At 32.9% G+C, this 25,442-nt stretch carries 19 protein-coding genes; 9 read left to right on the forward strand and 10 right to left on the reverse strand.

The window, feature by feature from the left end; translation table 11 throughout:
* The first annotated feature begins 67 nt into the window (after nucleotides 1-67).
* From ACEN92_RS10985 to ACEN92_RS11000, 4 genes are all read left to right on the forward strand, one after another.
* Nucleotides 68-457, forward strand: a complete 390-nt coding sequence (locus tag ACEN92_RS10985; protein WP_495638433.1) for an OB-fold protein — start codon at nucleotides 68-70, stop codon at nucleotides 455-457.
* Nucleotides 458-467: 10 nt separating this feature from the next.
* Nucleotides 468-1,331 carry a DUF5777 family beta-barrel protein gene (locus ACEN92_RS10990; RefSeq protein WP_495638434.1) on the forward strand — a complete coding sequence of 288 codons (864 nt, stop codon included), beginning with the start codon at nucleotides 468-470 and terminating at the stop codon, nucleotides 1,329-1,331.
* Between the two features lie 110 nt (nucleotides 1,332-1,441).
* Nucleotides 1,442-1,786: a hypothetical protein gene (locus tag ACEN92_RS10995; RefSeq protein ID WP_495638435.1), complete on the forward strand. Its 345-nt coding sequence runs from the start codon at nucleotides 1,442-1,444 to the stop codon at nucleotides 1,784-1,786.
* Nucleotides 1,787-1,797: 11 nt separating this feature from the next.
* Complete coding sequence (locus ACEN92_RS11000) at nucleotides 1,798-2,343, forward strand: YceI family protein (RefSeq protein ID WP_495638436.1); 546 nt, start codon at nucleotides 1,798-1,800, stop codon at nucleotides 2,341-2,343.
* Between the two features lie 434 nt (nucleotides 2,344-2,777).
* Here ACEN92_RS11000 and ACEN92_RS11005 read toward each other — a convergent pair whose 3' ends face one another.
* The 5 genes from ACEN92_RS11005 to ACEN92_RS11025 form a co-directional block, all read right to left on the reverse strand.
* Nucleotides 2,778-4,460: an MBOAT family O-acyltransferase gene (locus ACEN92_RS11005; protein WP_495638437.1), complete on the reverse strand. Its 1,683-nt coding sequence runs from the start codon at nucleotides 4,458-4,460 to the stop codon at nucleotides 2,778-2,780.
* 1 nt (nucleotide 4,461) lies between these two features.
* A complete protein-coding gene (locus ACEN92_RS11010) occupies nucleotides 4,462-5,793 on the reverse strand; it encodes a GDSL-type esterase/lipase family protein (RefSeq protein WP_495638438.1) in 1,332 nt (443 codons plus the stop codon).
* Between the two features lie 82 nt (nucleotides 5,794-5,875).
* Complete coding sequence (locus ACEN92_RS11015; RefSeq protein WP_495638439.1) at nucleotides 5,876-7,354, reverse strand: SGNH/GDSL hydrolase family protein; 1,479 nt, start codon at nucleotides 7,352-7,354, stop codon at nucleotides 5,876-5,878.
* 264 nt (nucleotides 7,355-7,618) lie between these two features.
* Nucleotides 7,619-9,031, reverse strand: coding sequence for an HmuY family protein (locus ACEN92_RS11020; protein WP_495638440.1), 1,413 nt, complete (start codon nucleotides 9,029-9,031; stop codon nucleotides 7,619-7,621).
* A 20-nt stretch (nucleotides 9,032-9,051) separates the two neighbouring features.
* On the reverse strand, nucleotides 9,052-11,202 hold the full coding sequence (locus ACEN92_RS11025; protein WP_495638441.1) for a TonB-dependent receptor plug domain-containing protein: 2,151 nt from the start codon (nucleotides 11,200-11,202) through the stop codon (nucleotides 9,052-9,054).
* 105 nt (nucleotides 11,203-11,307) lie between these two features.
* Between ACEN92_RS11025 and ACEN92_RS11030 the strand changes: the two genes are divergently transcribed.
* Nucleotides 11,308-12,210: a DUF6607 family protein gene (locus tag ACEN92_RS11030; RefSeq protein WP_495638442.1), complete on the forward strand. Its 903-nt coding sequence runs from the start codon at nucleotides 11,308-11,310 to the stop codon at nucleotides 12,208-12,210.
* Between the two features lie 76 nt (nucleotides 12,211-12,286).
* Here ACEN92_RS11030 and ACEN92_RS11035 read toward each other — a convergent pair whose 3' ends face one another.
* From ACEN92_RS11035 to argS, 3 genes are all read right to left on the reverse strand, one after another.
* Complete coding sequence (locus tag ACEN92_RS11035) at nucleotides 12,287-12,895, reverse strand: hypothetical protein (protein WP_495638443.1); 609 nt, start codon at nucleotides 12,893-12,895, stop codon at nucleotides 12,287-12,289.
* Between the two features lie 9 nt (nucleotides 12,896-12,904).
* Nucleotides 12,905-14,632, reverse strand: a complete 1,728-nt coding sequence (locus tag ACEN92_RS11040; protein WP_495638444.1) for a hypothetical protein — start codon at nucleotides 14,630-14,632, stop codon at nucleotides 12,905-12,907.
* 198 nt (nucleotides 14,633-14,830) lie between these two features.
* The gene (argS, locus tag ACEN92_RS11045) at nucleotides 14,831-16,612 is read right to left on the reverse strand and encodes an arginine--tRNA ligase (RefSeq protein WP_495638445.1); all 1,782 of its coding nucleotides are present in this window, start codon (nucleotides 16,610-16,612) and stop codon (nucleotides 14,831-14,833) included.
* Between the two features lie 298 nt (nucleotides 16,613-16,910).
* Here argS and ACEN92_RS11050 point away from each other — a divergent pair, with 298 nt between their 5' ends.
* Nucleotides 16,911-19,331 carry a TonB-dependent receptor gene (locus tag ACEN92_RS11050; RefSeq protein WP_495638446.1) on the forward strand — a complete coding sequence of 807 codons (2,421 nt, stop codon included), beginning with the start codon at nucleotides 16,911-16,913 and terminating at the stop codon, nucleotides 19,329-19,331.
* 85 nt (nucleotides 19,332-19,416) lie between these two features.
* Here the strand turns inward: ACEN92_RS11050 and ACEN92_RS11055 are convergent, their stop codons facing one another.
* Nucleotides 19,417-20,088, reverse strand: a complete 672-nt coding sequence (locus tag ACEN92_RS11055; protein ID WP_495638447.1) for a copper homeostasis protein CutC — start codon at nucleotides 20,086-20,088, stop codon at nucleotides 19,417-19,419.
* 333 nt (nucleotides 20,089-20,421) lie between these two features.
* On the opposite strand from ACEN92_RS11055, the gene ACEN92_RS11060 reads away from it, so the two are divergent.
* Nucleotides 20,422-20,853, forward strand: a complete 432-nt coding sequence (locus ACEN92_RS11060; protein ID WP_495638448.1) for an IS110 family transposase — start codon at nucleotides 20,422-20,424, stop codon at nucleotides 20,851-20,853.
* Nucleotides 20,847-21,422, forward strand: a complete 576-nt coding sequence (locus ACEN92_RS11065; protein ID WP_495638449.1) for a transposase — start codon at nucleotides 20,847-20,849, stop codon at nucleotides 21,420-21,422. Before ACEN92_RS11060 ends, ACEN92_RS11065 begins: the two co-directional genes overlap by 7 nt.
* A 111-nt stretch (nucleotides 21,423-21,533) precedes the next feature.
* Here ACEN92_RS11065 and ACEN92_RS11070 read toward each other — a convergent pair whose 3' ends face one another.
* Entirely contained in the window at nucleotides 21,534-22,541 is a 1,008-nt protein-coding gene (locus ACEN92_RS11070) for a 3-oxoacyl-ACP synthase III family protein (RefSeq protein WP_495638450.1), read from the reverse strand.
* Between the two features lie 465 nt (nucleotides 22,542-23,006).
* On the opposite strand from ACEN92_RS11070, the gene ACEN92_RS11075 reads away from it, so the two are divergent.
* Entirely contained in the window at nucleotides 23,007-25,418 is a 2,412-nt protein-coding gene (locus tag ACEN92_RS11075) for a S9 family peptidase (RefSeq protein WP_495638451.1), read from the forward strand.
* The last annotated feature ends 24 nt before the right edge of the window (nucleotides 25,419-25,442 follow it).

The raw sequence follows: 25,442 nt of genomic DNA on the forward strand, positions 1-25,442 counted from the left end.
GCAATTCTTTGGTAGGGTAATCCTTATCAAGGCTGTTTTTATATTGAATCCCCTTAAAAGAATAAAAATGAAAAGAAAAATAATCTTAACCGTTTTAGCGATAAGCATTTTAGGCGCTTTTGGTTACTACTATGTATGTTATGGCGGTGCCAGAAACGTTTCGACCGAAGAAACTGCCTTTACTGTTTCCTCAAAAAGCATCATAGAAGAATTTGGCTCTGATATTGAAAAGTCAAATACTAAATATCTGGAAAAAGCAATAGCCATTAAAGGAGTTGTCACTAAAACAACCCAAAAGCAAATTATTATAGACAATACGATTATTTGTGATTTGAAAGAATTAGATCCCTCAATTAAAAAAGATCAATTAGTAACTCTAAAAGGAAGAGTTGTTGGATATGATGACTTGATGGGAGAATTAAAATTAGACCAGTGTTTGGTAATAAATAACGATTAATAAAATAAAAATGAGGAAATTTTTAGGCTTTATGCTTGTGTGTTTTTTTACAGGAAATCTATTTGCCCAGGATGATTTATTGAGTCAGCTGGATACTGTTAAATCTAATGAAAAACAAATTGAAATAGCAGCTTTCAAAGGATTGCAAATAGCCAATATGCAGTCTACAAAAATGCCTGCAAAAGGCGAATGGTATATGCTTGTTTCACACCGTTTTGGAGATTTGTCCCAAGGATTTAATAATTTCTTTGGTTTAGACAATGCTCTGACAAAATTTGGAGGAATTTATGGCGTAACAAACTGGCTGAGCTTTGGAGCTTCACGCCATACTTTTAATAAAACCTATGAGGTAACTGTCAAATACAAAATGGCTAATCAGGAAGTAAATGGTTTTCCTGTTACTATAGTAGGCTATAACACTTTGGATATTAACAGTGCATTAGAAAAAGACGAATATCCTAATTTACAATTTTCTGACCGTTTGGCTTTTACTTCTCAATTATTAATTTCCAGAAAGGTTACTGAAAAATTTTCAATCGAAATGGCTTTCATTAATGTTTATAAAAATTTATATGACGATTCGGTTGATCAGCAAAATGTATTCTCAACTGCAGCAGGATTAAGATACAAAGTGGCCAAAAGAATAAGTGTTAACCTTGAGTATGCTGCCCGAATAATTGTAGAAGAAAAGCCTATAGACCCTTATCATAATCCACTTACAGTTGGTTTAGACATAGAAACCGGCGGTCACGTTTTTCAATTGGTAGTATCCAACAGCCAGCCTATGAATGATGTAGCGGTATTTTCGGGTGCCTCAGGAGATTGGAACAAAGGACATGTTTATTTTGGCTTTAACATGTACAGATCATTTTAAAAAACAAGAATAATTAAAGTTAAAAACATGAAATCGAAATGATTTGGCTCAAAATCAGAAATAAAGAAATTGAGATATCATATTACTTTAAAAACAAATATTATCTACATATGAAAAAGAGTATTCTATTATTATTTACCTGTGCTGCATTTTTGGTTTCCTGCACAGCCAGAACTTACGAAGACATTTCAGAACCTGTATCAAGCGGGCCTACTTATACAGCCAATATTGAAACTATAATAAAAGCAAACTGTGTCGGCTGCCATTCACCAGGAGGCAGATTGCCAACTTTGGTAACTTATGAGAATGTAAAAAATGCTACCCAAAACGGTAATTTAATCTGCCGAATTGATCAAACACAAGCTTGTGGCAGCGTAATGCCAAGATCAGGGCCAATGCCAAGACAAACAATTGATCTGATTATACTTTGGCAAAAAGAAGGATGTAAAAATTAAAACTACATAAAATGAAAAAAGGAATATTATTAGCATTGTTTTTATTAGTGGGAAATCAAATTTTTTCACAAAAAATGATAACACGCACCGGAGAAGTAAAATTTGAAGCATCAATGCCTGCTTTTGAAGAAGTAGCAGCATCAAGCAAAACAACTTCTTGCATTCTTGATAAAGCAACGGGCGATTTTGTGGCTTTGACTTTGATAAAATCATTCAAATTCAAAGCACCTTTAATGGAAGAACATTTTAATGAAAATTATATGGAATCTTCCTTGTTCCCTAAAGCGACTTTTAAAGGCAAGATTTTGAATTTTGATGCCAAAAAATTGTCAGCTGCAAAAACTACCTACGATTTAGAAGGTGATTTAACGATACACGGTGTTACAAAAAAAATAAAAACTAAAATCAATCTTACTCTAAGTGGAGCAAAAATTCTGGCAACAAGTGCAATTTCAGTTAAACCACAAGATTATAAAATTGAAATTCCAAGTTTAGTAAAAGGAAAAATTGCCGAAAATGTAAAAGTTTCGATGAATTTTACTCTTGAAGCCAATTAAATTCAAACAACTATTTCTTAATCGAATTACAAAATAGTCCGGAAAAACCTGAAATAAAATGATTCTGAATTAGTAACCGGATTTACTGTTATATTATTGGTTTAAAAAAAAGGTTAATTTGAACTGCCCCAAAAAATTAGACATATTTTGGGGCATTTTTTATAGAAGAAATCTTTTTAAGATCTTTTCTTTATGATTACATTAATCCTTCGCCCATCGTTTCTGAATCATATAAGGCCGATGAAGCAGCTTTACAATTTTACTTCTCAAAACTCATATCGCTTCTTTTCTGATGTGTCACAAATTGGTCTTTATGCTTTAGAATTTTAGCCCCGGCAGCAGCGGCATCCTTTTTCCGGCTCCTTTAGCCGGGAAAAGATACAGCGGATGACGGGAATCAGCTCCTTACATTTTTTATACTCTTAAAAAGGAATTTAGAACTGGAAATAAATAAATGGCTGAGAACCTGCAACAGCTGTCGCATAAACGATCCAGTATACAAAACCTAAAATTATTGCTTTGATTAATAATGGCGTTTTATCAAAAACAGATTTCATTCCGTTTGTAAATATTTCAGGCAGAAAATGCCAGACATAACCGAAAAGCATTAATAAAAACACATTTTTGTAGCCTAAGATTATTGCTTTCCATTGCTCGGGTTCGAATGTTAACTGACCAATATTGTCGATTACCTGCAAGGCTGTATCAAAATCTCTTGCACGGAAGAATATCCAGCAAAAAACCACAAAATGGAATGTTATGACTATTGAAAAGAAAGTCCATAAAATGGAGCTTTTACCTTCTTTTTTGGATGGGAAAAATTCTAAGAATATTTTATGCACTGCCAATGCCAACCCGTGCAACGCTCCCCAAATAATAAACTGGGCTCCCGCACCATGCCACAATCCTCCTAAAAGCATTGTTGTAAACAAATTAAAATTCGTAACAGTAGTTTGATTTCGTTTATTTGAAAGCAAAAATGTCAGGGCAAAAATAACAATTGAGCTGCCTGCAATAATTAATGGAATTATACTGATATTGATATTTGTAATTCCCCAAAGCAATAATCCAAAGAAGAATAAGCTTGGGAAAAGAAACCCTGCAAAAGATCCTTCACGATTTCCTCCAATAGAAATATATAAAAAGTCTTTTAACCAGGTTGATAACGAAATGTGCCATCTTCTCCAGAAATCGGTAATTGATGTTGATTTATAGGGTGTTCTAAAGTTAACCGGTAATTTAAATCCAAGTAACAGCGCAATTCCTATTGCCATATCTGAATATCCTGAAAAATCACAATAAATCTGAATGGCATACCCGTAAGAAGCCATTAGGTTTTCGAATGACGTATAGGTCATCGGGGTATCAAAAACACGATCTACGAAGTTTATCGATATATAATTTGAAATAACTGTCTTCTTGATTAATCCTCCAATAATAAGGAACAATGCATTATTTACATCTTGTTTGGTAAGGTTTAATTTTTGATAAATCTGCGGAAGAAAATCTTTTGCACGTACAATTGGCCCCGCTACTAATTGTGGGAAAAATGAAACGAAGAATAAGTATTCGATGTAGTTTTTTGTCGGTTTAATTTCTTCACGATAAATTTCAATAATATAACTCATCGACTGAAAAGTATAGAACGAAATTCCAACCGGAAGAAAAACATTATGCAATTCGAAATTACCATTGAACATATCATTGTACGTAACAATCATAAAGTTCATGTATTTAAAATAACCTAATAATCCTAAATTTAGGATAACACTTATTACGAGATATATTTTTTTGACACTGTCTTTCTTTTGCCTGTAAATAATCTGGCTCAGGCCATAATCTACGACAGAAGAAAGCAATAATAGCAAAAAGTATATTCCGCTTGACTTATAATAAAAGAAAAGCGAAAACAGAATTACATACGTTAGTCGTAAATAAAATGTTTTACGTAAAAAAGCGTATACAAAATAGAAAACCAAGAACAACCCAAGAAACAATCCTGTATTGAATAATAACTTTTCTTCGGGATTATATATGAACCAACTTTTAACCTGCTCTAATGTAATTTCTCCAAAATTATGAACAAACCAGTCATTTATGCTATTACTTGTTATCAACTTATTTTTTTGATTTAAAATTATCGTATGCTTTTAAAAATGCTTCTGTAAACAATTTTCCTTGTTTTTCATATCCCTTTTTAGAGTAATGAACAAAATCCGGCCCAATCAATCCTTGTGCTCTTAACTCCCGGACCCCGTTTAAACCTCCAAATTCATCATACAAATCCCAGACTGCAAAATCATTTTTATCTGCAGCACTATTAATACGTTCTGCATACTCTTTAACGTAAATATTCGGCTTTCTTCCTCTGTGCAAAGATGGCGGCGGCGTCATGACAATTATTGGGGCATCAATGTTTTGTTCTTTCAGGTTACTAATAAATTCGCGTAATTGCCTGATATAAGCAGAAGCTTCCATGTTGTCGTAACTTTCATTTGTTCCGAGTGAAAAAATCAATAAATCAGGATGTAACGCTTTTAATTGTTCAAAAAACAATGGGTATTTATTATAATCTGAGAACTTGGCCCCATTTACGCCTATACCGCTATAGGTTACTCCCGGAGCATTTTTCTCCAGAACGATTCCGCTAAGCTCATATTTCGTTGCGTTTTTATCCGGAATCAAATAAATTTTCTCTAATGCTTTTTCTGAATTATAGTAATAAGAAAAAGAATCAGATTCCATATTTAAAGGAACGAACTCTGAACTTTTAATATTTTTCGGCTTTGTTTCGTTTGTTGGAATCCTCAATATTCTTCCTGCACGAATATTATTTGACTTTAAACTATTTGCTCTTTTTATTTCAGCCACTGTAATATTATATTTATTGGCAATAACAGAAATCGCTTCTCCTTTTTTAATTTTATGCGTTATTATTTTTGGCTCTGTAGACTGGATAATATTTATTTTGGATGATATCGCCAAATCAAACATTTTCTGGTTTTGAGGGGTAATAATGTGAATTGAATTAAACTTATAGGCTTTATCTTTTATATTCAATTCAATTACAAAACCGGCATTATCCCTCCAAAGCCCAATTCCGCTTACGCCTACAGGATATTTTTTGACAGGATAAATGTTTCGGTAACCCTCCCATTTTCTGTTTGAATAAAAACGTTCATTATAAGAACCGTTTGTTTTTGCCAATTGATAAGGAAAAACAAATCCGCGTCCTGCATTCCCAAACTTTTGCTGCAGTTTTTTCCTGATTTCATTGGTCATTAAATCTCCCTGAATATGCGAGTCACCAATATGAACAATATTTATTTTTTGATTATTGCCAACCTCATTTTCTTTTAATTTAGCAAAAACACTTTCTAATACTTTAGCATTATAAAGATGATTCCCTGTGTAGATTTCAATCGTAGCGGTATCGATTTTACTAATCATGTTTTTAACTGTTGAAAGTGAGACTGACTTTTGCGCTTTGCTGTTTACCGATAATAAAAGACAGCAAAAGAAAATAATAAGTTTATTCATTTACACTATCTTTTATGACAGATACAGAATCTGTTTTAGTTTTTCTAACGGGTTTTGATGCACCTGAATCACGTTTTTCACGCAACGCCTTATATTGTTCATAACCTTTATTCAGCTGGCTATATAATAAATTTCCTATTGCCTTTGCTCCACGCTGGTTAAAATGCGTATAATCTTTATTAGCCCGTACAGGAGATTCATCTGTCCATTTTACCATAGATCCGTCACCACCCATTAATGTATACAGATTCACAAATCCTGATTCGGTTTCGAGAGCATATCTTTTTTGAGCTTTCATTAAAGGAACTACTGCGGAATCTGTTTTCATTTCAAGATCATATTTAGTCGATTTATCAGCTGTTGAAACAATCAAAATAGAAACGCCCGGAAAAGACTCTTTTATTTTATTTACTGTTTTAGTCATCCCTCTTTGATACCAGGAATAATTTTTGGTTCCATAATTAAGAACATTGGTTCCATAATGCAAAACAATAAGGTCATACTTCAGATTGTTATTGAATGCCTGCATTACACTGGCATTAAACATTGAAATTGGCAATCCGGAATTTCCTCTTTGTGAAAAGTTATCTACATGAACTCCGCTTCCGTTATCAAAATTAAAACCGTAAATCGGAATTGAATCTGACTGTGTAAAATTTGCTTTGAATGCTTTTATACTTCCTGAAGTTACTTTTAATGTGTTGACCAAATTATTCGGAACAAGATTTTTTCGCAATGTATCTTTACCGATAATAAAACTCACATTCCCCTTTTTGGATGATTTCCCGTAAAATAAGGTTGGATTGTCTAAAGCAGTCGAAAATTTATTGCGTCCAGCTTCATATTGCACCCATGTCGCATTTGCTTTATCGTTTGCAAAAAACACATGTCCGTTCACTCCAAAAGGACTTATTGGTCTTTTTACATTTAAATACGATTGTGTTTTCCAGTTTTTTGAAAACAGTGTTTTTACAGAACCTCTTGATGCAGATGATTCTGAAATTATCGAAACAAAACCAACTCCATTTCCGCCGAAACGTTCCTGATAATTCATTCGGATATCCTGTACGATTAAATCGCCGTCAGTCATAGAGTCTCCATAATAAGCAATACGAACTTTTGCTTGTGGATTTTTTTCAAGCTGATATAATTTTTCATAAAAAGAAATCAGGTATTGATATCCTTTATAATCCTCAAAAGTTTCAGATGGAAATTCTATACCTTCGGAAGCATCGAAAATAATTTTTTCCTTGTCGAGATTTTTCTCATCTTCATTAATACTATCTCCATTTTGAGACAGGGAATCTTTTGCTACCGATTCTAAAAGCAGCCTGTCGATGAGTACATTCTTGGAATCAACTTTGGTATCCGAGAAAATTTTATTCGGCAAAACTTGTTTAAATCCAATAAAAGCTATGAATGCCAATGCTACAATTGCAAAAGACTGAAAAAAATATGATTTTGTATTCACTTAGTACTTATATATTTGAAGAATAAATTCACAAAAAATTAATTTAAATTCCTATTAATTCTTTATAAAAAAATCTGCGCAAAGATAGGATTAAACATTAATTTATAATCCTTTTTAACAATAAAAAAAGAGGCCAGATAAATCTAACCTCTTTTCAAAAAAAACAAAAAAACAAAGCTAATGAGTGACTAAATATCATGTCGGAATTATTTAACACTCTGTCAAAAATTTGAAGTGTAAAAGATTCCTATATGTTTTATTAGATTATTTTAAAATTGCATATTGAAAAGTAGGATGACCTCTTTCTAAATCAGCTTTCGCACCACCCGTAAATTTCAATTTATAAACATTTCCTGCCGGATCTTTAATTACAAAGAAACGGTCTGTTTTTAATACAAATTGAGAAACTGGAATTCCGTCAGCACCAGTAACACTAGTACCTCTCCAATTTGATCCGATATTTCTCTGATCAGCTGTAAATTTAGTGTTATCAACATTTGCTAAGGTAAATGCTTCATAGGTAAATGCAGTAGTAAGCACTTGATATGCTTTTGCATTTCCATTTAAGTTATTAGAAACAAAATCTGGGTAAAAATATGGTACAGTTGATGCTCCAGAAGGAATAATATTTGTAAAAGTTGTAAAATTAATATCCCACTGATTTTTTTGTGGTTCAACATTTACTACTTTTTTATCTGTTAAGCTAAAAAACGTAAAATTATAAGCACTGTTTTTAGAAATAATAATTTCTTCGTGAGTAGTTGCATCAATGTTAGCATATTGAACTTTATAATCGTTTCCGCTTTTCAAAACTCTAATTTTTTTCCATCCTCTGGTGTCTCCTCCAACAGCTCCTTCTTTTCCTAAAACTGGCGCTGTCGCAGCTGGCTTATTACCTAAGTAAAGTAAATATACTTTATTTTCAGAATCAGTAGCAGAAACAGCCGCAATAGCAGTTTTTGTAATATCCCCAGTTGGATCATCAACTTGAGAAGCAATTCCTGTTCCTTGAGAAATAATCATAGTTTCATCAGAAATCTGAACTTCATCAATATTAGTAGTGGCCAATTGTTTAGCAGCCATTTTTACAGAACCGTTCAAAACCACTCTAAAATCTGTCCCGGAATAAAATCCTAAATCCCAAGAATCTCTAACGATTGTAGTCATTTTTCCACTACTCAAATCAACATATACCTGATTTGGCTCTAAAGGTCCGCCAACTTCAGCAGCTAAAACACCTCCTAAAGAAGCCGCTTCATTAAAGTTAATCTGAATTGATTTGTTACCTAATATCTGAGCACCAAAAGAAGTTCCTGTAATACTAAAAACAACGTTTTTAACTTCTGTCGCAGCTGCATTTTTAATTTTATTAAAAATAAACTCAACCGATGTTGCGTTCTGTGCAAAAGGTAAAATTATTTTTTTTGAAGCCGCCGCAGGAGTTGTAGTGTAGTCAGTAGAATAAGCCACTGCGGTTTCACTATACTCAATAGTTATTGTTCCTGCAACAGAAGCAGGTCTAGAGAATTTTATTTGAATTGGTGTTGCATCACTTGTCAAATTGTATGAAGCTTCAGCAAATGCAACAGCAACGTCTGACTGTTCATTATCGTCACTGTTACAGGCTGTAAAAACAAGTAAAACGAATGTAAGAATTAAGACAAAGTTCTTTTTCATAGTATTTAGGTATTTATATATTAATTAAAGTTTAAGTTATATGTAAGTTTAAGAAAATAAGAGCGCCCATATCCGAGCATCAGATCACTATTTGCTGGAGCATGTGCGCCTCCCGTTGATCCAGCATTGCCTTGTACAATTTGTACATTTGTGATATTAAACAGATTGCGTGCTCCAATAGTAACTTCAAATTGATTATTGAAGAATGATTTTCGAACGGAAGCATCCATCCAGCTGTATGGCTTTATTTCATTTAAATAAAATTTAGCATTACCGTTTTCATCGGTTCCTGCCGCAAACTGTTGCTGCTGTCCGTTGTATTTGTAATAAAGTGCCAACAAAACATTCCATTTTGGAATATTATAAGACAGGCTAGAATTCAATTGTAAAGAATACAAGTATTTATCGTCTGAAGTTATATTCAACTCAGCCAAATCAAGTTTTTGTGAAATCCCAACTAAGGCAGCCCCTACTTTTACATTCCAGTTTTTGTACGCATACTGTTCTGTTGTAGAAATATTCCACATTTTATATTTGTTGATATTAATATATTTGTATCTTGAAGGAACGACTTGCGTCAACACCATATCAATCCTGTCATCAACATCTAAAAAAGTCAAGGCTACATTATTAGCAATCTGTACTCCCGATTTAAAATTGCAAATTCGTTTAAAACTTAATTCGTATGAAGTACTGTTTTCCGGAACTAAATTAGGGTTCCCCTGCACATTATGATTAGAATCAACAAAATAAGTGTAGAGTTCATCAAAATTTGGTGTCCGATATGATTTTCCAAGTGAAGCCCGAGCCTCTAATCCTTTTTTGAAAAGATATCTTAATCCTAAAGAACTAGCATACTGATCCTCAAATACAGATTGAATCGAATAACGAAGTCCTGGACGAATGGATAATTTATCTGATAAACTAATTTCTGCAACTGTAAAAATGTCGTAATTTTCTAATCTCTTCCTAACATCTACAGACTGCAATACATTATCTAAAAATGTTCCCGCTGCACCGCTATAAAAGCCATTTTCATTTGTAATTTCATAACCTAATTGAAAATCAACTTTTTTATTGTTAAAAAAATTACTTAATGTTCCTGTAGAATAAAGCACTTCCTTAGACTGGTATGTAAATCTGTAATTCTCAGATTCTTCCTTTGTTTCTAATTGGTAATCAAACAATTCAGCATCTCTTTCCTGCTTTTGATGGGATATTGAAATATTATAATTTAATTTAGAAAACAACTTTCCATTAGCATTTAAATGGTGGTAAAAACGATTTGTTATATAACGCTTATCCCTCGCAAAATAAGTTTCCGGAAAAGGATAATTATCCTGAGGAACTAATATTGGACTATAATAGTCGACGTTCTCTCCATAATAATCAAACTTGTAAAAAATTTTAAAACTGTTCTTTTGATATCCCAACATGGCATTGCCAACCCATTGTTCTTTTGGCAGCCAAGTATATCCTCTTAACCCATCATTAACACTATAATCTTTACCTTGTTTATCATCATAAAATCCTTCAAAATTATTATGATTCCCACCAATATTAATAAACCAGTTTTCATTAAAATTATGCCCAACTTTTGCAGACTGAATATGACGCCCTTTATCAGAAATCGAATATTCATTTCCAACTGTTTCTTCCTGAACTGTGGCGCTAATATCCCATTTATGTAATCCGCCTTTTTTAGTTATAATATTCAAAATTCCACTAACAGCATTGGCTCCGTGAGTTACTCCCATCGAACCTTCAATTATCTCGATGCGTTCAACGTCATCAAGATTTACCTGTGTCAAATCTACATTGGTCCCCATTCCTGTATCACTTACTAATGGTATATTATCTACTAAAATTTTGAAATATTGTGAATCTAATCCAAACATAGAAACTGTCGAACGACCATCGCTTCCACTATTTTGAACCGTAATATTTAAATATTGGTTTAGAACATCTGAAAGGTTATTTGCTGCTAATTGTTTAATATCCTCTTTTGATATAACACGAACATTAAACACTGATTTTTTAATTGACTGTGGTTCCAACTGACCTGTAACGACAACCTCTGTAAGTTTATTTACAGAAATGGTATCTTTCTCCTGTGCAAAAGAAATTTGAAAAAAAAGAAACAGTGTAAAAAGTGTAATTTTGATTTTCATTATTTTTATTCAGTCTTAATAAGATTGCAAATATATAATTATTTTTATTTATTCTAAATAAAGTTTATATATTTGCCAAAGAAATTTAAAATCAAAAAAATAGTTATGATTACAAAAAATCTCTACTTTTCAGCCGTTATGGCCTTAACTTGTTGTCTTGGTTTCAGTCAGGACAAAAAACAGCAAGATATTAAATCGATAAAATCGATGTGTGGTTGTTATGAAGTGAAATTTAATTTTACAGAAACTTTTCAATATCCTAAAGATTCTCTTAGTTACAAACCTTCACAAACTAAACATGACTCTGGTTTAGAATGGATAGAATTAGTAGAAGACACACCAAACAAAATCGTAATGCAGCACTTATTGATTGTAAGTGATGATATGATTATTAAACACTGGAGACAAGATTGGTTATTTGAAAACACCGATTTATATTCATTTTACAAAAACACTTCCTGGAAATACCAAAAACTGGATAAAAAAGCCGTAAAAGGGCAATGGACTCAAAAAGTATATCAGGTAGATGACAGTCCGAGATACGAAGGATCTGCAACCTGGGTACATGTTGACGGACAAGATTATTGGGCAAATGTTACTGATGCACCACTCCCAAGAAGAGAACATACCAAACGTGATGATTATAATGTTTTAAAAAGGAGAAACATTCACGAAATTACTACTACAGGTTGGAATCATGAGCAGGATAATGACAAACTGATCAGAGATGACAGCGGAAAAGATGTTTTGCTGGCACAGGAAAAAGGAATGGATGTTTATACCAAAGTTCCGAATGTAAAATGTATTGCTGCCCAAAACTGGTGGAAAGCAAACAATGCTCTATGGAAAAATGTCCGTGATAAATGGCAAACTCTTTTTGACCGACATAAAGACTTAAACCTTGAAGCCAAAGTTGACAAAAAGGCATTATACACGCTTTTGTTTGATTTGAAACCTGATGCTTCAAAAGCAGAAACGGATGCGATTATTGACAAGTTCGTAAAATAAAAATGTTGTGTTAGTTAGTTGCAAAAAAGCCGATAGTTTTAGGACTATCGGCTTTTTATATAAAATTTAAAATAGTTCAGTTGATAATGTTAGGATCTGAATAGGTTTTTATTGTTTTCCATTTCCCATCTACCTTCTCCATCAAAATGGCTTTAGGCCCCTCACCAGTATGACCACCAATAACATAGGGAGAATAATAAAACAAGGCATATTTATTATTGCTCACTATTGGTTTTGAAATTATTAAACCATAACCTGCAGCATATTTTCTGAAATCCGGAGTATTTGGAACAATACGTTCATTAGTTTTTAAAAGTTTGAAATCCTTACCAGCAAAATTTTTCCTGATAAAATCCTTTTTTTTCCAATAATAGGCAATTGTGTCATTTTTGTATTTTTCTTTTAAAGCTTTGATTTCTAAAATATCTATAGGCCAGATGTAAGGAGGATACCCATTAGGCATTATTCTTATTTTATCGCCTAAACGAATATTTCTGTCTTCATACGCTTTTTCATAATAATCTAAAGGAAGTATGCGTGATGGTGCCTCTTCTACAACTATATTATAGTAATTTCTCAACTCCGCTTGCTCTTTTATAAAATCGTTTATAACCTGATTTTCTATGCTTCGGGAAGCACAGGAAATAAATAACAAACTAAATAAACAGTAAATATAATTTTTCATCTTAATAATTTAATTAGTACAGGGTTTGCCTTTGGGTATATATTTTCCATTTTCTGCATCATCAATGGTTATGTTTTTTTCTTCTGCTGTACGATTATTGGTTATTCTTCTTCTTTCTTCATAAGTTGGGGAATTGTAATCTAAAGGATAGCGATCTTTAAAAATTTGTGTATCTCCTAAGGTCGACAATACTAAATCGTGATAAAAAAGGTCTGCTTTTCCTGTATTTGAAACTGGGATTCCAGTCTGAAACTCTTGTAAACCATTTGCCATTACATCTAAATAATTCTCAAACATTTGTGAATGTTGAGGATCTGTAGTTCCTTCAAAATTATTAGAAGCATATTTCATAAATAAACAATCATAATTGTCGTATGCACAAATATTGCCATTATTATGAAAATCATCAAACAATGCAAAGAAATGGGCATGAATTATCTCATGTATAACTATTGCAGCTATTGCTAAATCTGTAGGAGGTCTTAGATTGTTATCTGTACCTTTTAGATATGTTTCCCTTATTGTTATAAGATAATTATTTTTACTGACCTGTCTTGTATCTGCAAGTGCATTTGGTTTATCTGGAGTCCCTATTACTATTTTTAAGGTATATGTTCCATTAACCGGGACTCCAAACTTCTCAAAGATACTTGCAATATCATTTTGTGTTAAGTTTTTTAGTTTCTCTAAAACTGCCTTTGTGCATGCATCAAGTTCCGTATCATCAATTTTCTTTTCAATTATGGCGGCATTAATCATTTTCAGGGCAAGTTTCTTATTATCCAAAGAGTTATTTTGTTTTAAAAAATTCTTAACTTTCTCTGCAATATTGTTATTATTGAACAAAAACTCTAACTGCTCATAATCAAGGGTACTTCCTAACAAATCATTTATTTCATTAGCAAGAATTGGCACGTCGCAATCTTCAGACTGACAGGGTGGAGGTAATGAAATACCAGTATCAACAGGACCACCACCACCGCTTCCTGAACCACCACCTCCTCCGCCCGGACCACCACTACCACCACTGCCGGGATTTCCTCCACCAGTTCCTTCACCGCATGCGTCCGAAAGATAGGCAACAACATGATAAGTAGAGTAAGGCAAGGAGCCATTGCCATCGCAATTATCTGCTTCGGAAGCTCCTGAATGATTCCCGCTATAGCATTTATGAGGTATTTCTACTACATCATAATAATAATAAACACAGCTTGATTTTGAGGTCTTAGTGGTAAGAGAAAAAGTTTCACTATTGATTTCCTTAAATCCAGTAACGGTAAAATTATTATGCTCGCTTGCTATTCCGTCAGGAAAATAATAGCTAATAATATAAGCTTTGAACTCTTCATCACCTAAATTCCGGGCTAAAATTAGATTGTCTATTGTTTTATTTGAAGCATAATTGTACTTCTCGATATAAAATGTGTAAGATTCTTTTAAATTATCTTGTCTTTTGGTATAAGTAACCTTATCTGTAAAAATCTTGAAATCTTCGGTTTGAATATTTTTACTTTTTAAAGTTGATTCTTGAGTATCCAGGTTTGTCAGCTTATTAAAAAGGGAACTATTTGATTTTAAATAATCATAATTTTTATGAAGTAATATGAGATTTTCCTTTTCCTGATCTGGATTTTCAAGTTTGTCAATTTCACTACTACATCCATATAAAGTTAAGAAAAGCACTAAAGCTAAAAATTTTACAATAAATATTTTTCTTTGCTTTTTAATTTTACCCATGATTATTATTTAAATTTATAAATCGCTAATTATTTTTAACGGAGCAAATATATAAATAAAGTATTACAATTTTTTCGTTTTTTTATGAACCATCTTGTTGTTTTTTGACTTTACAATTAGTACAGAAATCATTTAATTCTAAAAAAGCCGATAGTTTTAGGACTATCGGCTTTTGTTGTTTTTAGAATATTTTAACTTTTACATTCTCTCCGGAACTTCAATTCCTAATAAGGTAAATGCAGATTTTATAACTTCGGCAACTTTTTGAGAAAGCTGGACTCTGAAAATCTTCTTGGTCAAATCAATTTCACCCAAAATATGTACCGACTGATAGAATGAATTGTATTCTTTTACCAGATCATAGGTATAATTAGCAATCAACGCCGGACTATGATTTTGAGCCGCATTTTGAATCACTTCCGGAAAAAGTTCGATTTGTTTAACCAACTCTTTTTCTTTTTCGTGAAGCACTTCGACTCCGCTCAGTGTGACATTGTAATCAAAATCTGCTTTGCGGATAATCGATTGGATTCTCGCGTATGTGTATTGTATAAACGGACCTGTATTTCCTGCAAAATCAACAGATTCTTCCGGATTAAATAAAATACGTTTTTTAGGATCTACTTTTAAAATGTAATATTTGAGGGCACCCAGGCCTATTGTTTTATATAATTTTGCTTTTTCATCTGCTGAATAACTATCCAGTTTACCCAGATCTTCTGAGATTTGTTTTGCCGTATCTGTCATATCCTGCATTAAATCATCTGCATCTACAACAGTTCCTTCACGGCTTTTCATTTTACCGGATGGCAAATCAACCATTCCGTATGATAAATGATATAGGTTTGAAGCCCAGTCAAATCCTAATTTTTTAAGGATTAAAAACAAAACTTTAAAGTGATAATCCTGCTCGTTGCCAACAGTATAAACCATTCCGCCAACATCCGGCATATCTTTTACACGCTGAATTGCTGTCCCGATATCTTGTGTCATATAAACTGCAGTTCCGTCTGAACGAAGTACAATTTTACGATCCAGACCTTCATCGGTTAAATCAATCCAAACTGAACCATCAGGATCTTTTTCGAAAACTCCTCTGTCAAGTCCAACCTGAACAACATCTTTCCCTAATAAATAAGTGTCGCTTTCGTAGTAATATTTATCAAAATTAACTCCAAGGTTTGTATAAGTAGTTTCAAAACCATCATAAACCCATTGGTTCATCATCTTCCAAAGCGTAATTACTTTTTCATCACCAGCTTCCCATTTCTTTAACATTTCCTGTGCTTCAATAATGATTGGAGCTTGTTTCTTAGCTTCATCTTCGGTTTTACCGGATTCTGTCAATTGAGAAATTTGAGCTTTGTAAGCTTTATCAAATTCAACATAATATTTGCCAACTAATTTATCTCCTTTTAAATTTGAGCTTTCCGGAGTTTCTCCATTCCCAAATTTCTCCCAGGCAAGCATAGATTTGCAGATGTGAATTCCACGATCATTGATGATTTGGGTCTTGTATACTTTTTTACCCGAAGCCTTAATAATTTCCGCAACAGAATAGCCTAATAAATTATTACGAACGTGACCTAAATGTAAAGGTTTATTGGTATTTGGCGAAGAATATTCAACCATGACCGCTTTATCCTGCGGATTCGGGGTTACATAACCAAATTTTGTATTGTTTTTTATTTCATTAAAGAAATCCAAATAATAACTATCCGCAATTACAATATTCAAAAAGCCAGACACTACATTAAAACGAGCTACTTCGGCAACATTTTCAACCAGATAATCTCCAATTTTATTTCCTAATTCGGCAGGGTTGCTTTTAATTACTTTCAATAAAGGAAAAATAACCATTGTAATATCGCCTTCAAACTCTTTTCTGGTAGATTGAAATTCGATTTTATCAACTGTAACGTCAAATAATGATTGTATTGTTTTTTGTATAGAAGGAGTAAGAATTTGTGATAATGACATGTAAACTTATTTTAAAGTGAGCAAAGATACTGCTTATTCATCAATTAGAGAAAACGAAAAACATATTAAATACAACAAAATGATTTGGATTTATCAAAATAGTAATCGCATTTATTTTCTGTTTTTTCAAAAAACCAATAGGCTAAACTATTATAAAACAGCATGTCTGAAAATAAATAAGATTTTATTTCAATTTTCCTGTAACATATCGGGGATAAAATAGTCTTAATAGGAGTTTTGAATTCATTTGAAGAAAAAACTATCATCGATCAATCAAAATAATCTTTTTAACCAAATTATGAAATTAAAATTCTTTCTGTTCGCATTACTGGGAGTAATTGCAACAGCTCAAGCCCAGAATCCGGGGACAGTCTCGGGAAAAATTACCGAAAAATCAAACAATGCACCTCTTTCATACGTAACAGTTTCAATCAAAGACAACGGAAAAGTAATTTCAGGAGTCAATACAGATGATAAAGGAGAATTTATCATTAAAAATTTAGCTTTGAAAAGTTATACAATCGAAATTCAATACATTGGATTCAGAAAATATATCGGATCTGTAATTTTAAGTGAAAATAAAAAAGAAGCGACTTTAAAAGTAGCACTTGAAGAAGAGGCAACACAGCTTAAAGGTGTAAACATCGTAAATGAACGTTCAACAATAGAACAAAAGATTGACCGCAAAGTAATTACTGTCGGGAAAGATTTGACTACGGCGGGAGCTTCAGCATCAGATATCATGAATAATATTCCGTCTGTAAATGTTGATCAGGATGGAAAACTTTCGCTTCGCGGAAACGAGAATGTACGTGTATTGATTGACGGAAGACCAACAAACCTGGATCCGGCTCAATTGCTAAAGCAAATTCCCTCAACGTCAATCAAAAAGATCGAATTGATTACCAATCCTAGTGCGAAATACAATCCTGAAGGAATGTCAGGGATCATCAATATTGTTTTACACAAAAATGCCAATACCGGCTTTAACGGAACTTATAGTGGCGGAATTACCTTCGGGCAAACTGCAAAATACAATCAGTCTCTGGATTTGAATTACAAAACCGGAAAAGTAAACTTCTTTGGAAATGCAGGTAATAATTTTGGAACGCATTTTAACGACGGATTTATCACAAAATCTGATAAAAGTATTACTCAGAATTTAGACATTTCGAATGAAGATGATTCATATTTGTACAAAGTTGGAATGGATTATTTAATTGATGACCACAATACTTTGTCTTTTTACACAACTCAAAATAAAGCAACGGGGCTTGGATTATTCAAAACTAACATTGATTACCTTAATTCATCTGAAGGAATTAGTAATATATATCAAAAAGCAAGATATCAGGGACCTAACAAAACCGGAACTTACAATTTGGCCTATAAGCATATCTTTAAAAAAGAAGGTCATACTTTAGATTTTGAAGGAAATTATAGTGTCACTGAAGAAACTCAGAATGCCGGTTTTGACACTGAGACTACAAAAACTGACAATACTTCCAACAGCATTGTTTATAACGATTTTATAAATGACGAAAGAAAACTAGGCACTTTTAATGTTGATTATGTAAATCCTTTAAACGAAAAAACCACTCTTGAAGCCGGTGCAGAAGCCAGAATAACGAGATCAGATAATGACTATACAACAAGTAATCCTTTAGTTGCGGCTACTGACAGAATTTCTAATTATACTTATGATACCGATATTTATTCTGCTTATGTAACTTTTGGTCAAAAATTCACCAAATTAAGTTATCAGGTAGGAGCCCGTTTTGAGAGTTATAAAGTAGCTGCTAATTTAAATAACGGCAAAACCAAATTCGATGATGATTATATTACCTTATATCCATCAGCTTATTTAACTTATAATTTAAATGAAAAAAACACTTTGCAACTTAGCTACAGCCGTCGTGTAGACCGCCCAAGTTTAGAACAGACAAAACCTATTCGTGAGTTTTCTACTCCATTGGTTACTTCATTTGGAAATCAGGAACTAAGACCTCAGTTTACTAATTCTGTTGAATTGAATTACACTAAAACCTTAGAAAAAGGCAGTTTTACTACAGGTATTTTTGTCAGAAGTATCAATGACCAGATTAGCAGAACTTTACGCCCGGATATATCAGATCCAAGTGGGAACAAACAAATTTTGTCTTTTATCAATTACGATCATAATACTGCTTATGGTTTTGAAGTTTCCTTAAATTACAAAATCACCAAATGGTGGGATATTCAGCCATCTGTCGACTTTTCAAGTATTAACCAGCAGGGAGTTGTGTTTTTGTATGATGAAACACAAAACCCAAAATACATCGCAAAGGAGAGAACCGTTACAGTTGCAGCATTCAACGGCCGTATGAATTCTAACTTTAAAGCTACAAAACGTTTAAGCTTTTTATTATTCGGATTTTACAGAAGTTCTGTTGAAGATATACAGCAGGAAAGAAAAGAAATGTACAAAATGGACATGGGCTCACGTTATTCTTTATTAGACAACAAAATGAATATAAGTGTACGTTTTAATGATGTTTTCAATACTATGAAATTTGCTTTTGATACCAACTACCCTTATCCGCAATCAGGGCAATTTAAATGGGAAAGTCAAACCGTATATTTAGGTTTAACCTATAATTTTGGAGGGGCAAAAATCAAAAACCTGCAGCGTAAACAAAGAGAAGATAATACTAATAAAGGTGGCGGTGGAATGTTTTAGCCTCCATCTTAATTAGAACATTATAGTTTTTAAATATTTTTGTAGAAGAAAGGCCTGGAGTATGCCAACTCCATGCCTTTTTTATTTATAAAAAATTTCGCAATTCTTTTATTTCTTCCGGATTTGCTGTTTCTGAATTATCAGTAATAGCTGATGAATGATAAAAAGTGGGGTCTAATTTATCCTGTAATAATTTAATATTTGAAGATCGCAAACCTCCACCGGGCATAATCTCAATTCGGTCTTTTGCTAATTTTTGAATTTTTTCCAAATTAAAAATTCCTTCTTCAACACTTGAAGCATGTCCGGAAGTCAGAATTGTTTTAAAACCACAATCAATCACATCTTCCAGGGATTGCTCGATATCTGTTACAACATCAAAAGCACGATGAAAGGTACAGGGAAGCGGTTGTGCCAAATAAACCAATTCATGGTTTCTGGTTTTATTTACACTTCCATCCGAATTTAAGATTCCGAAAACAAAACCATTAACTCCTAATTTCTTGAATTGTTTTATATCTTGTTTCATTTCCACAAACTCTTCATCAGAATAGACAAAGTCTCCTCCCCGTGGCCGTATTATCACATGCATTTTGATAGCTGATTTCTCCCTGACTCTTACCGCTAAAATATAATTAGGTGTTGTTCCTCCTAATTTCATATTCTCACATAATTCGATTCTGTCTGCACCTTTTTCTTCAGCAATCAATGCCGATTCATAATTAAAACAGGCTATCTCGAGTTGATTTTTTTTCATTTTATTTATTTTAAAAAGCTTCAATTCCTCCTGACAAATATAATTACTAAATATCTATTTAATCCAACTGTCATCCTGAGCGGAGTCGAAAGCTTGTCAATTGGAATGGGCTTCGACTCCGCCTTTACTTTGGATTTGATAAAAAGCTTTAAATTTATTCAAAGGAAAGCAGAGGTGAACTTTCGACTCCGCTAGTTAAGAACTATGCTGTGCATTAGTCCTCTGCCTTCCCCTTGAATCCCGTTGAATTGCTTCAAATAGAATGATAGACATAGCGGTCTAATAAAGGCTCTAAAGAAGTTCAACATTTTTGTTTATCTTAAATTCAAAGTTATGAAAAAGTATTCATTTTATGTCGGCATTGATGTATCAAAAGCTAAATTAGATATTAATATTCTTGATGCTTCAACTCTTAGGTCAGAGCATTTTAGCATAGAAAATAATATCAAAAACATTTCTGTTTTTATCAAAAATATGAGCAGGCAGGTTAATAAAGAATATATTCTTTTTTGTTGTGAAAACACAGGTATTTATACCAATCATATATCAAGTGCTTCAGTAAAACTCAATCTGGATTTATGGATTGTTCCTGCGATTGAAATAAAAAAATCAAAAGGAATTTCAAGAGGAAAAAATGATAAAATTGATGCCAGGGATATTTCTTATTACAGTTACAGAAACATAGATAAATTAAAACTATTTACTTTAACAGGCATAGAGATTCAAAAACTAAAAATTCTTTATACCGAAAGAGAAAAATGCTAAAAGCCTTATTGCTTATACAAGCTACAAAAGAAAATAAAGATTTTACAGATAAAATAATTTTCAGGGAAGTATCTCAAATTAACCAGGCTCTGGCTAAATCTATTAAAAATTCGATCAATAAAATTGAGTCGAGAATTAAAGAAATAATTAAATCAAACGATCAATTAACCAAACAAATCCAACTTATCAGATCAATTCCCGGGCTCGGAGAACAAACCAGCGTGTATTTGATTATTGCAACAAAAGGATTTACAGCGTTTAAAAACTGGAGGCAATTTGCCTGTTACTCTGGTGTTGCCCCTTTTGAACATAGCTCTGGTTCCAGTGTAAAAGGAAGGACCAGAGTGAATCATATGGCTGATAAAAAAATGAAGTCACTATTGCAAATGTGCGCTATGACAACATTAAAATATGATCCACAATTAAAGGAATATTACAATAAGAAAAAAGTGGAAGGCAAAAACTCAATGTTGGTTTTAAATAATATCAGATGCAAACTTATAAGCAGGGTCTTTGCTGTTATAGCAAGGGAAACTCCATATATAAATACCTATAAATTTGCATCGTAATTTTTTAGTACTTTTTGTTGTTTTTTATCATAGAATGCTCAGCCTGACAAACGAATACAAAAAAACCTGCCTCAAAACGAAGCAGGCATATATAATATTGTAAAAACTAAATTACCATTTAATGATAGCACTTGCCCAGGTAAATCCGCTTCCAAAAGCAGCTAAAACAACTGTGTCACCGGATTTAATTTTCCCTTGTTCCCAGGCTTCTGTCAAAGCAATCGGAATAGAGGCAGCAGTTGTATTTCCATATTTCTGAATATTATTATGTACTTTATCATCTGACAATTTAAATTTATTTTGAATGAATTGCGAGATTCTCAAATTTGCCTGATGCGGAATCAACATATCAATATCCGAAACCTGCAGGCCATTTGCTTCCAAACCTTCGTTTATAACTTCTGCAAAACGAACTACTGCATTTTTAAAAACAAACTGACCATTCATATATGGATAGTAGCTTTCGTCATTCGGATCATTATCTGCTAAAATATCGGTTACCCAGCGTGCTCCCATTCCTGGTGCCTGCAAAGCTAATTCTTCGGCATGTTGTCCTTCTGAATGTAAATGTGTTGATAAAATTCCTTTTGTCAAATCTTCTTCACGACTTAAAACTGCCGCTCCTGCCCCATCTCCAAAAATCACCGAAACACCACGGCCACGAGTTGTCATGTCTAATCCTGTTGAATGCACTTCAGAACCAATTACCAAAATGTTTTTATACATTCCGGTTTTAATATATTGGTCAGCAACCGAGATTGCATATACAAAACCAGAGCATTGGTTTCTAACATCTAAAGCTCCAACAGTTCTTAATCCTAAATCACGTTGTACTAAAACCCCAGGCCCTGGAAAATAGTAATCCGGGCTTAATGTTGCAAAAACTACAAAATCAATATCTTCTTTGGCTATGCCGGAACGTTCAATTGCTATTTTAGCAGCCTTAACCCCCATTGAAGTTGTGGTATCTTCTCCACGGATAATATGTCTGCGCTCCTGAATTCCTGTTCGCTCCTGGATCCATTCATCATTGGTATCAATAATCTTAGACAAATCATCATTTGTCACAACATTTGAAGGAACATAATATCCTAAGCCAGCTATTTTTGAATGATACATATTCTTTTTTTATTTGTTAAAAATTGGACTGCAAATTTAAACATACTTTAAAACATTATCGTACAAATTACTACTTTTTTCGTAATTAACAATTCGATAAATTTTTAATTTTTTTTATTATAATTATACTTTTCTAAAAAAGACGCTTTTGTTTAGAAAATCAAAAAACTTAATCAATAACACAAGAATGTAAACAAGAATGTAACAAGTTTAAAATACTTTAGACTAATTAATAATAACCTGTTGGGTAATTCATTAAAGCTCTTATTTGATATAAAAAACAAATAGATTAAAAGTATAAGTTTTGAGTAAACATTTTATACTTCCAGAAATCATTGTCATCCTGAGCGAAGTCGAAGGCTTATTATCAAAGAAGGGCTTCGACTTTGCTCAGGATGACGCCAATTTGAGTTACATCCCCAACAGGTAATAATTACACTTTTTAAACAATAAAAAACTAAAATTATGAAATTAAAGGTTAGTCTGCTCTTGTTTTTGAACATTGGCTGTATTGCTTTCGCACAAGAAAACCTAACGTATCAAAAACCTCCTAAATCTATTTTGGATTTGGCAGATTACGAAAGAGCACCTTCTGTATCAATGGATACTAAAAAAGAGTACATGCTTTTATCATACAGAAGTACCTATAAAACTTTAGATGATCTAAATCAGGAGGAGCTTCGTTTAGGCGGTTTAAGAATTAATCCCATAACAAATATTTCAAGCACTGTAACCTACATCAATAATTTAAAAGTACGAAAAATAAATGGTACTAATGAAGTACAAGTGACAGGATTACCGGACAATCCTAAAATAAGCAATATACTCTGGTCGCCCAACGATAAGAAAATTTTGTTTTCGCATACTACAAATTCCGGCGTTGAACTGTGGGTTTTAGATGTTGCCGGTGCAAATGCAAAAAAACTTACCGAGGCAACTGTAAATGCAAACCTTGGCAATCCGTTTAGCTGGTTTTTAGACAACGAAACTATTTTGGTAAAAATGCTGCCTAAAAACAGACAGCCATTAGTTGATTCTAAAAAAGACCTCCCAAAAGGGCCGATAATTTCAAATACTTCCGGAGAAAAATCTCAAAACAGAACTTATCCTGATATGTTGAAAAACAAAAATGATGAGATTAATTTCGAAAACATTATTACTTCTGAACTATATAAAATCAATCTTAACGGAACTGCTGCTTTATTTAAAGAAGCAGCAATGTATGCCGGAGAAAAAATTTCGCCTGACGGAAATTATATTATGTTGACTACTATTCAAAAACCGTTTTCATATGTAGTTCCGCTAAACCGATTTCCATCCAAAACAGTCGTTTATGATAAAAACGGAGCAGAAATAAAAATTGTAAATGAAGTTCCTTTAAATGAAGTAATCCCAAAGGGTTTTATGGCTGTCAGAAAAGGAAAAAGAGAAATGACATGGAGAAATGATAAACCGGCGACTTTATCCTATGTCGTAGCTTTAGATGAAGGAGATCCTGCTAAAAAAGCAGATTTTAGAGACGAAGTTTTTCTTTGGGAAGCACCTTTTGCAAATAATCCAACTACATTAATAAAAACACCTCAGCGTTTTAATAGCATCACCTGGGGAAATAACAATATAGCAATCGTCACAGATGAATGGTATGACACTCGTAATACTAAAACATATTTGGTAAACCCATCAAATTCTGAAGAGCAGCCAAAAGTAATTTCGGATAGAAACTCACAGGATATTTATTCGGATCCGGGTGTTTTTGAAACCAGAAAAAATGAATACAACAAATATGTATTAGCAATAGAGAATGATAATGCATACCGTATTGGTGAAGGTTTTACTAAAGACGGCCAATATCCGTTTATAGATGAGTTCAATTTAAAAACATTGAAATCTAAGCACATTTACACTTCTGCTTATAAAGACAAAAAAGAAGATATAATGGAAATTGAAGATTTTAAAAGCGGAAAAGTTTTAGTTCAGATCCAATCAAAAAGTGAATATCCGAATTATTATTTCAGAAACATCAAAAAACAAAACATCCTGACACCAATTACGTCTTTTAAAAATCCATTTGAAAGTATTAAAAATGTCAGCAAAGAAGTCCTTAAATACAAACGTAAAGATGGTGTTGAACTTTCAGGAACATTATATTTACCGGCAGGTTATGATAAGGTAAAAAAAGAGAAACTGCCTTTATTAATCTGGGCTTATCCTACAGAATATAAAGATAAAAACAGTGCGGGGCAGTCCACCCAAAATTCAAATGAATTTACATTTCCTTACTACGGTTCATTTGTGTATTGGGTAACCAAAGGATATGTTGTTTTAGATGATGCTGCTTTTCCTATTATTGGTGAAGGCACTACAGAACCTAATGATAATTTCATTTCACAATTGATTGATAATGCCGAAGCTGCAATCAATGCAGTTGATGCTCTGGGTTATATTAATCGTAAAAAAGTTGCTGTTGGAGGACATTCCTACGGCGCTTTTATGACCGCTAATTTATTGACACATTCTAATCTTTTTGCTTGTGGAATTGCACGAAGCGGAGCCTACAACAGAACATTGACCCCTTTTGGATTTCAGACAGAACAGCGGAATTATTGGGAAAGTCCGGAAGTTTACAATACAATGTCTCCTTTTATGAATGCTGATAAAATGAAAACGCCAATTTTATTGGTTCATGGTGAGGCTGATAACAATCCCGGGACTTTTACTTTGCAGACAGAACGTTATTTCCAGGCTTTAAAAGGATTAGGAGGTCCTGCAAGAATGGTAATTTTACCTAAAGAAGCCCATGGCTATGTTGCTAAAGAAAATATTCTGCATTTGCTTTGGGAACAAGATCAATTCTTAGAGAAATATTTAAAAAACTAGTTAACATTAAACAAAAAGCCCCTA

The sequence above is a fragment of the Flavobacterium sp. Flavsp81 genome (assembly GCF_059491325.1).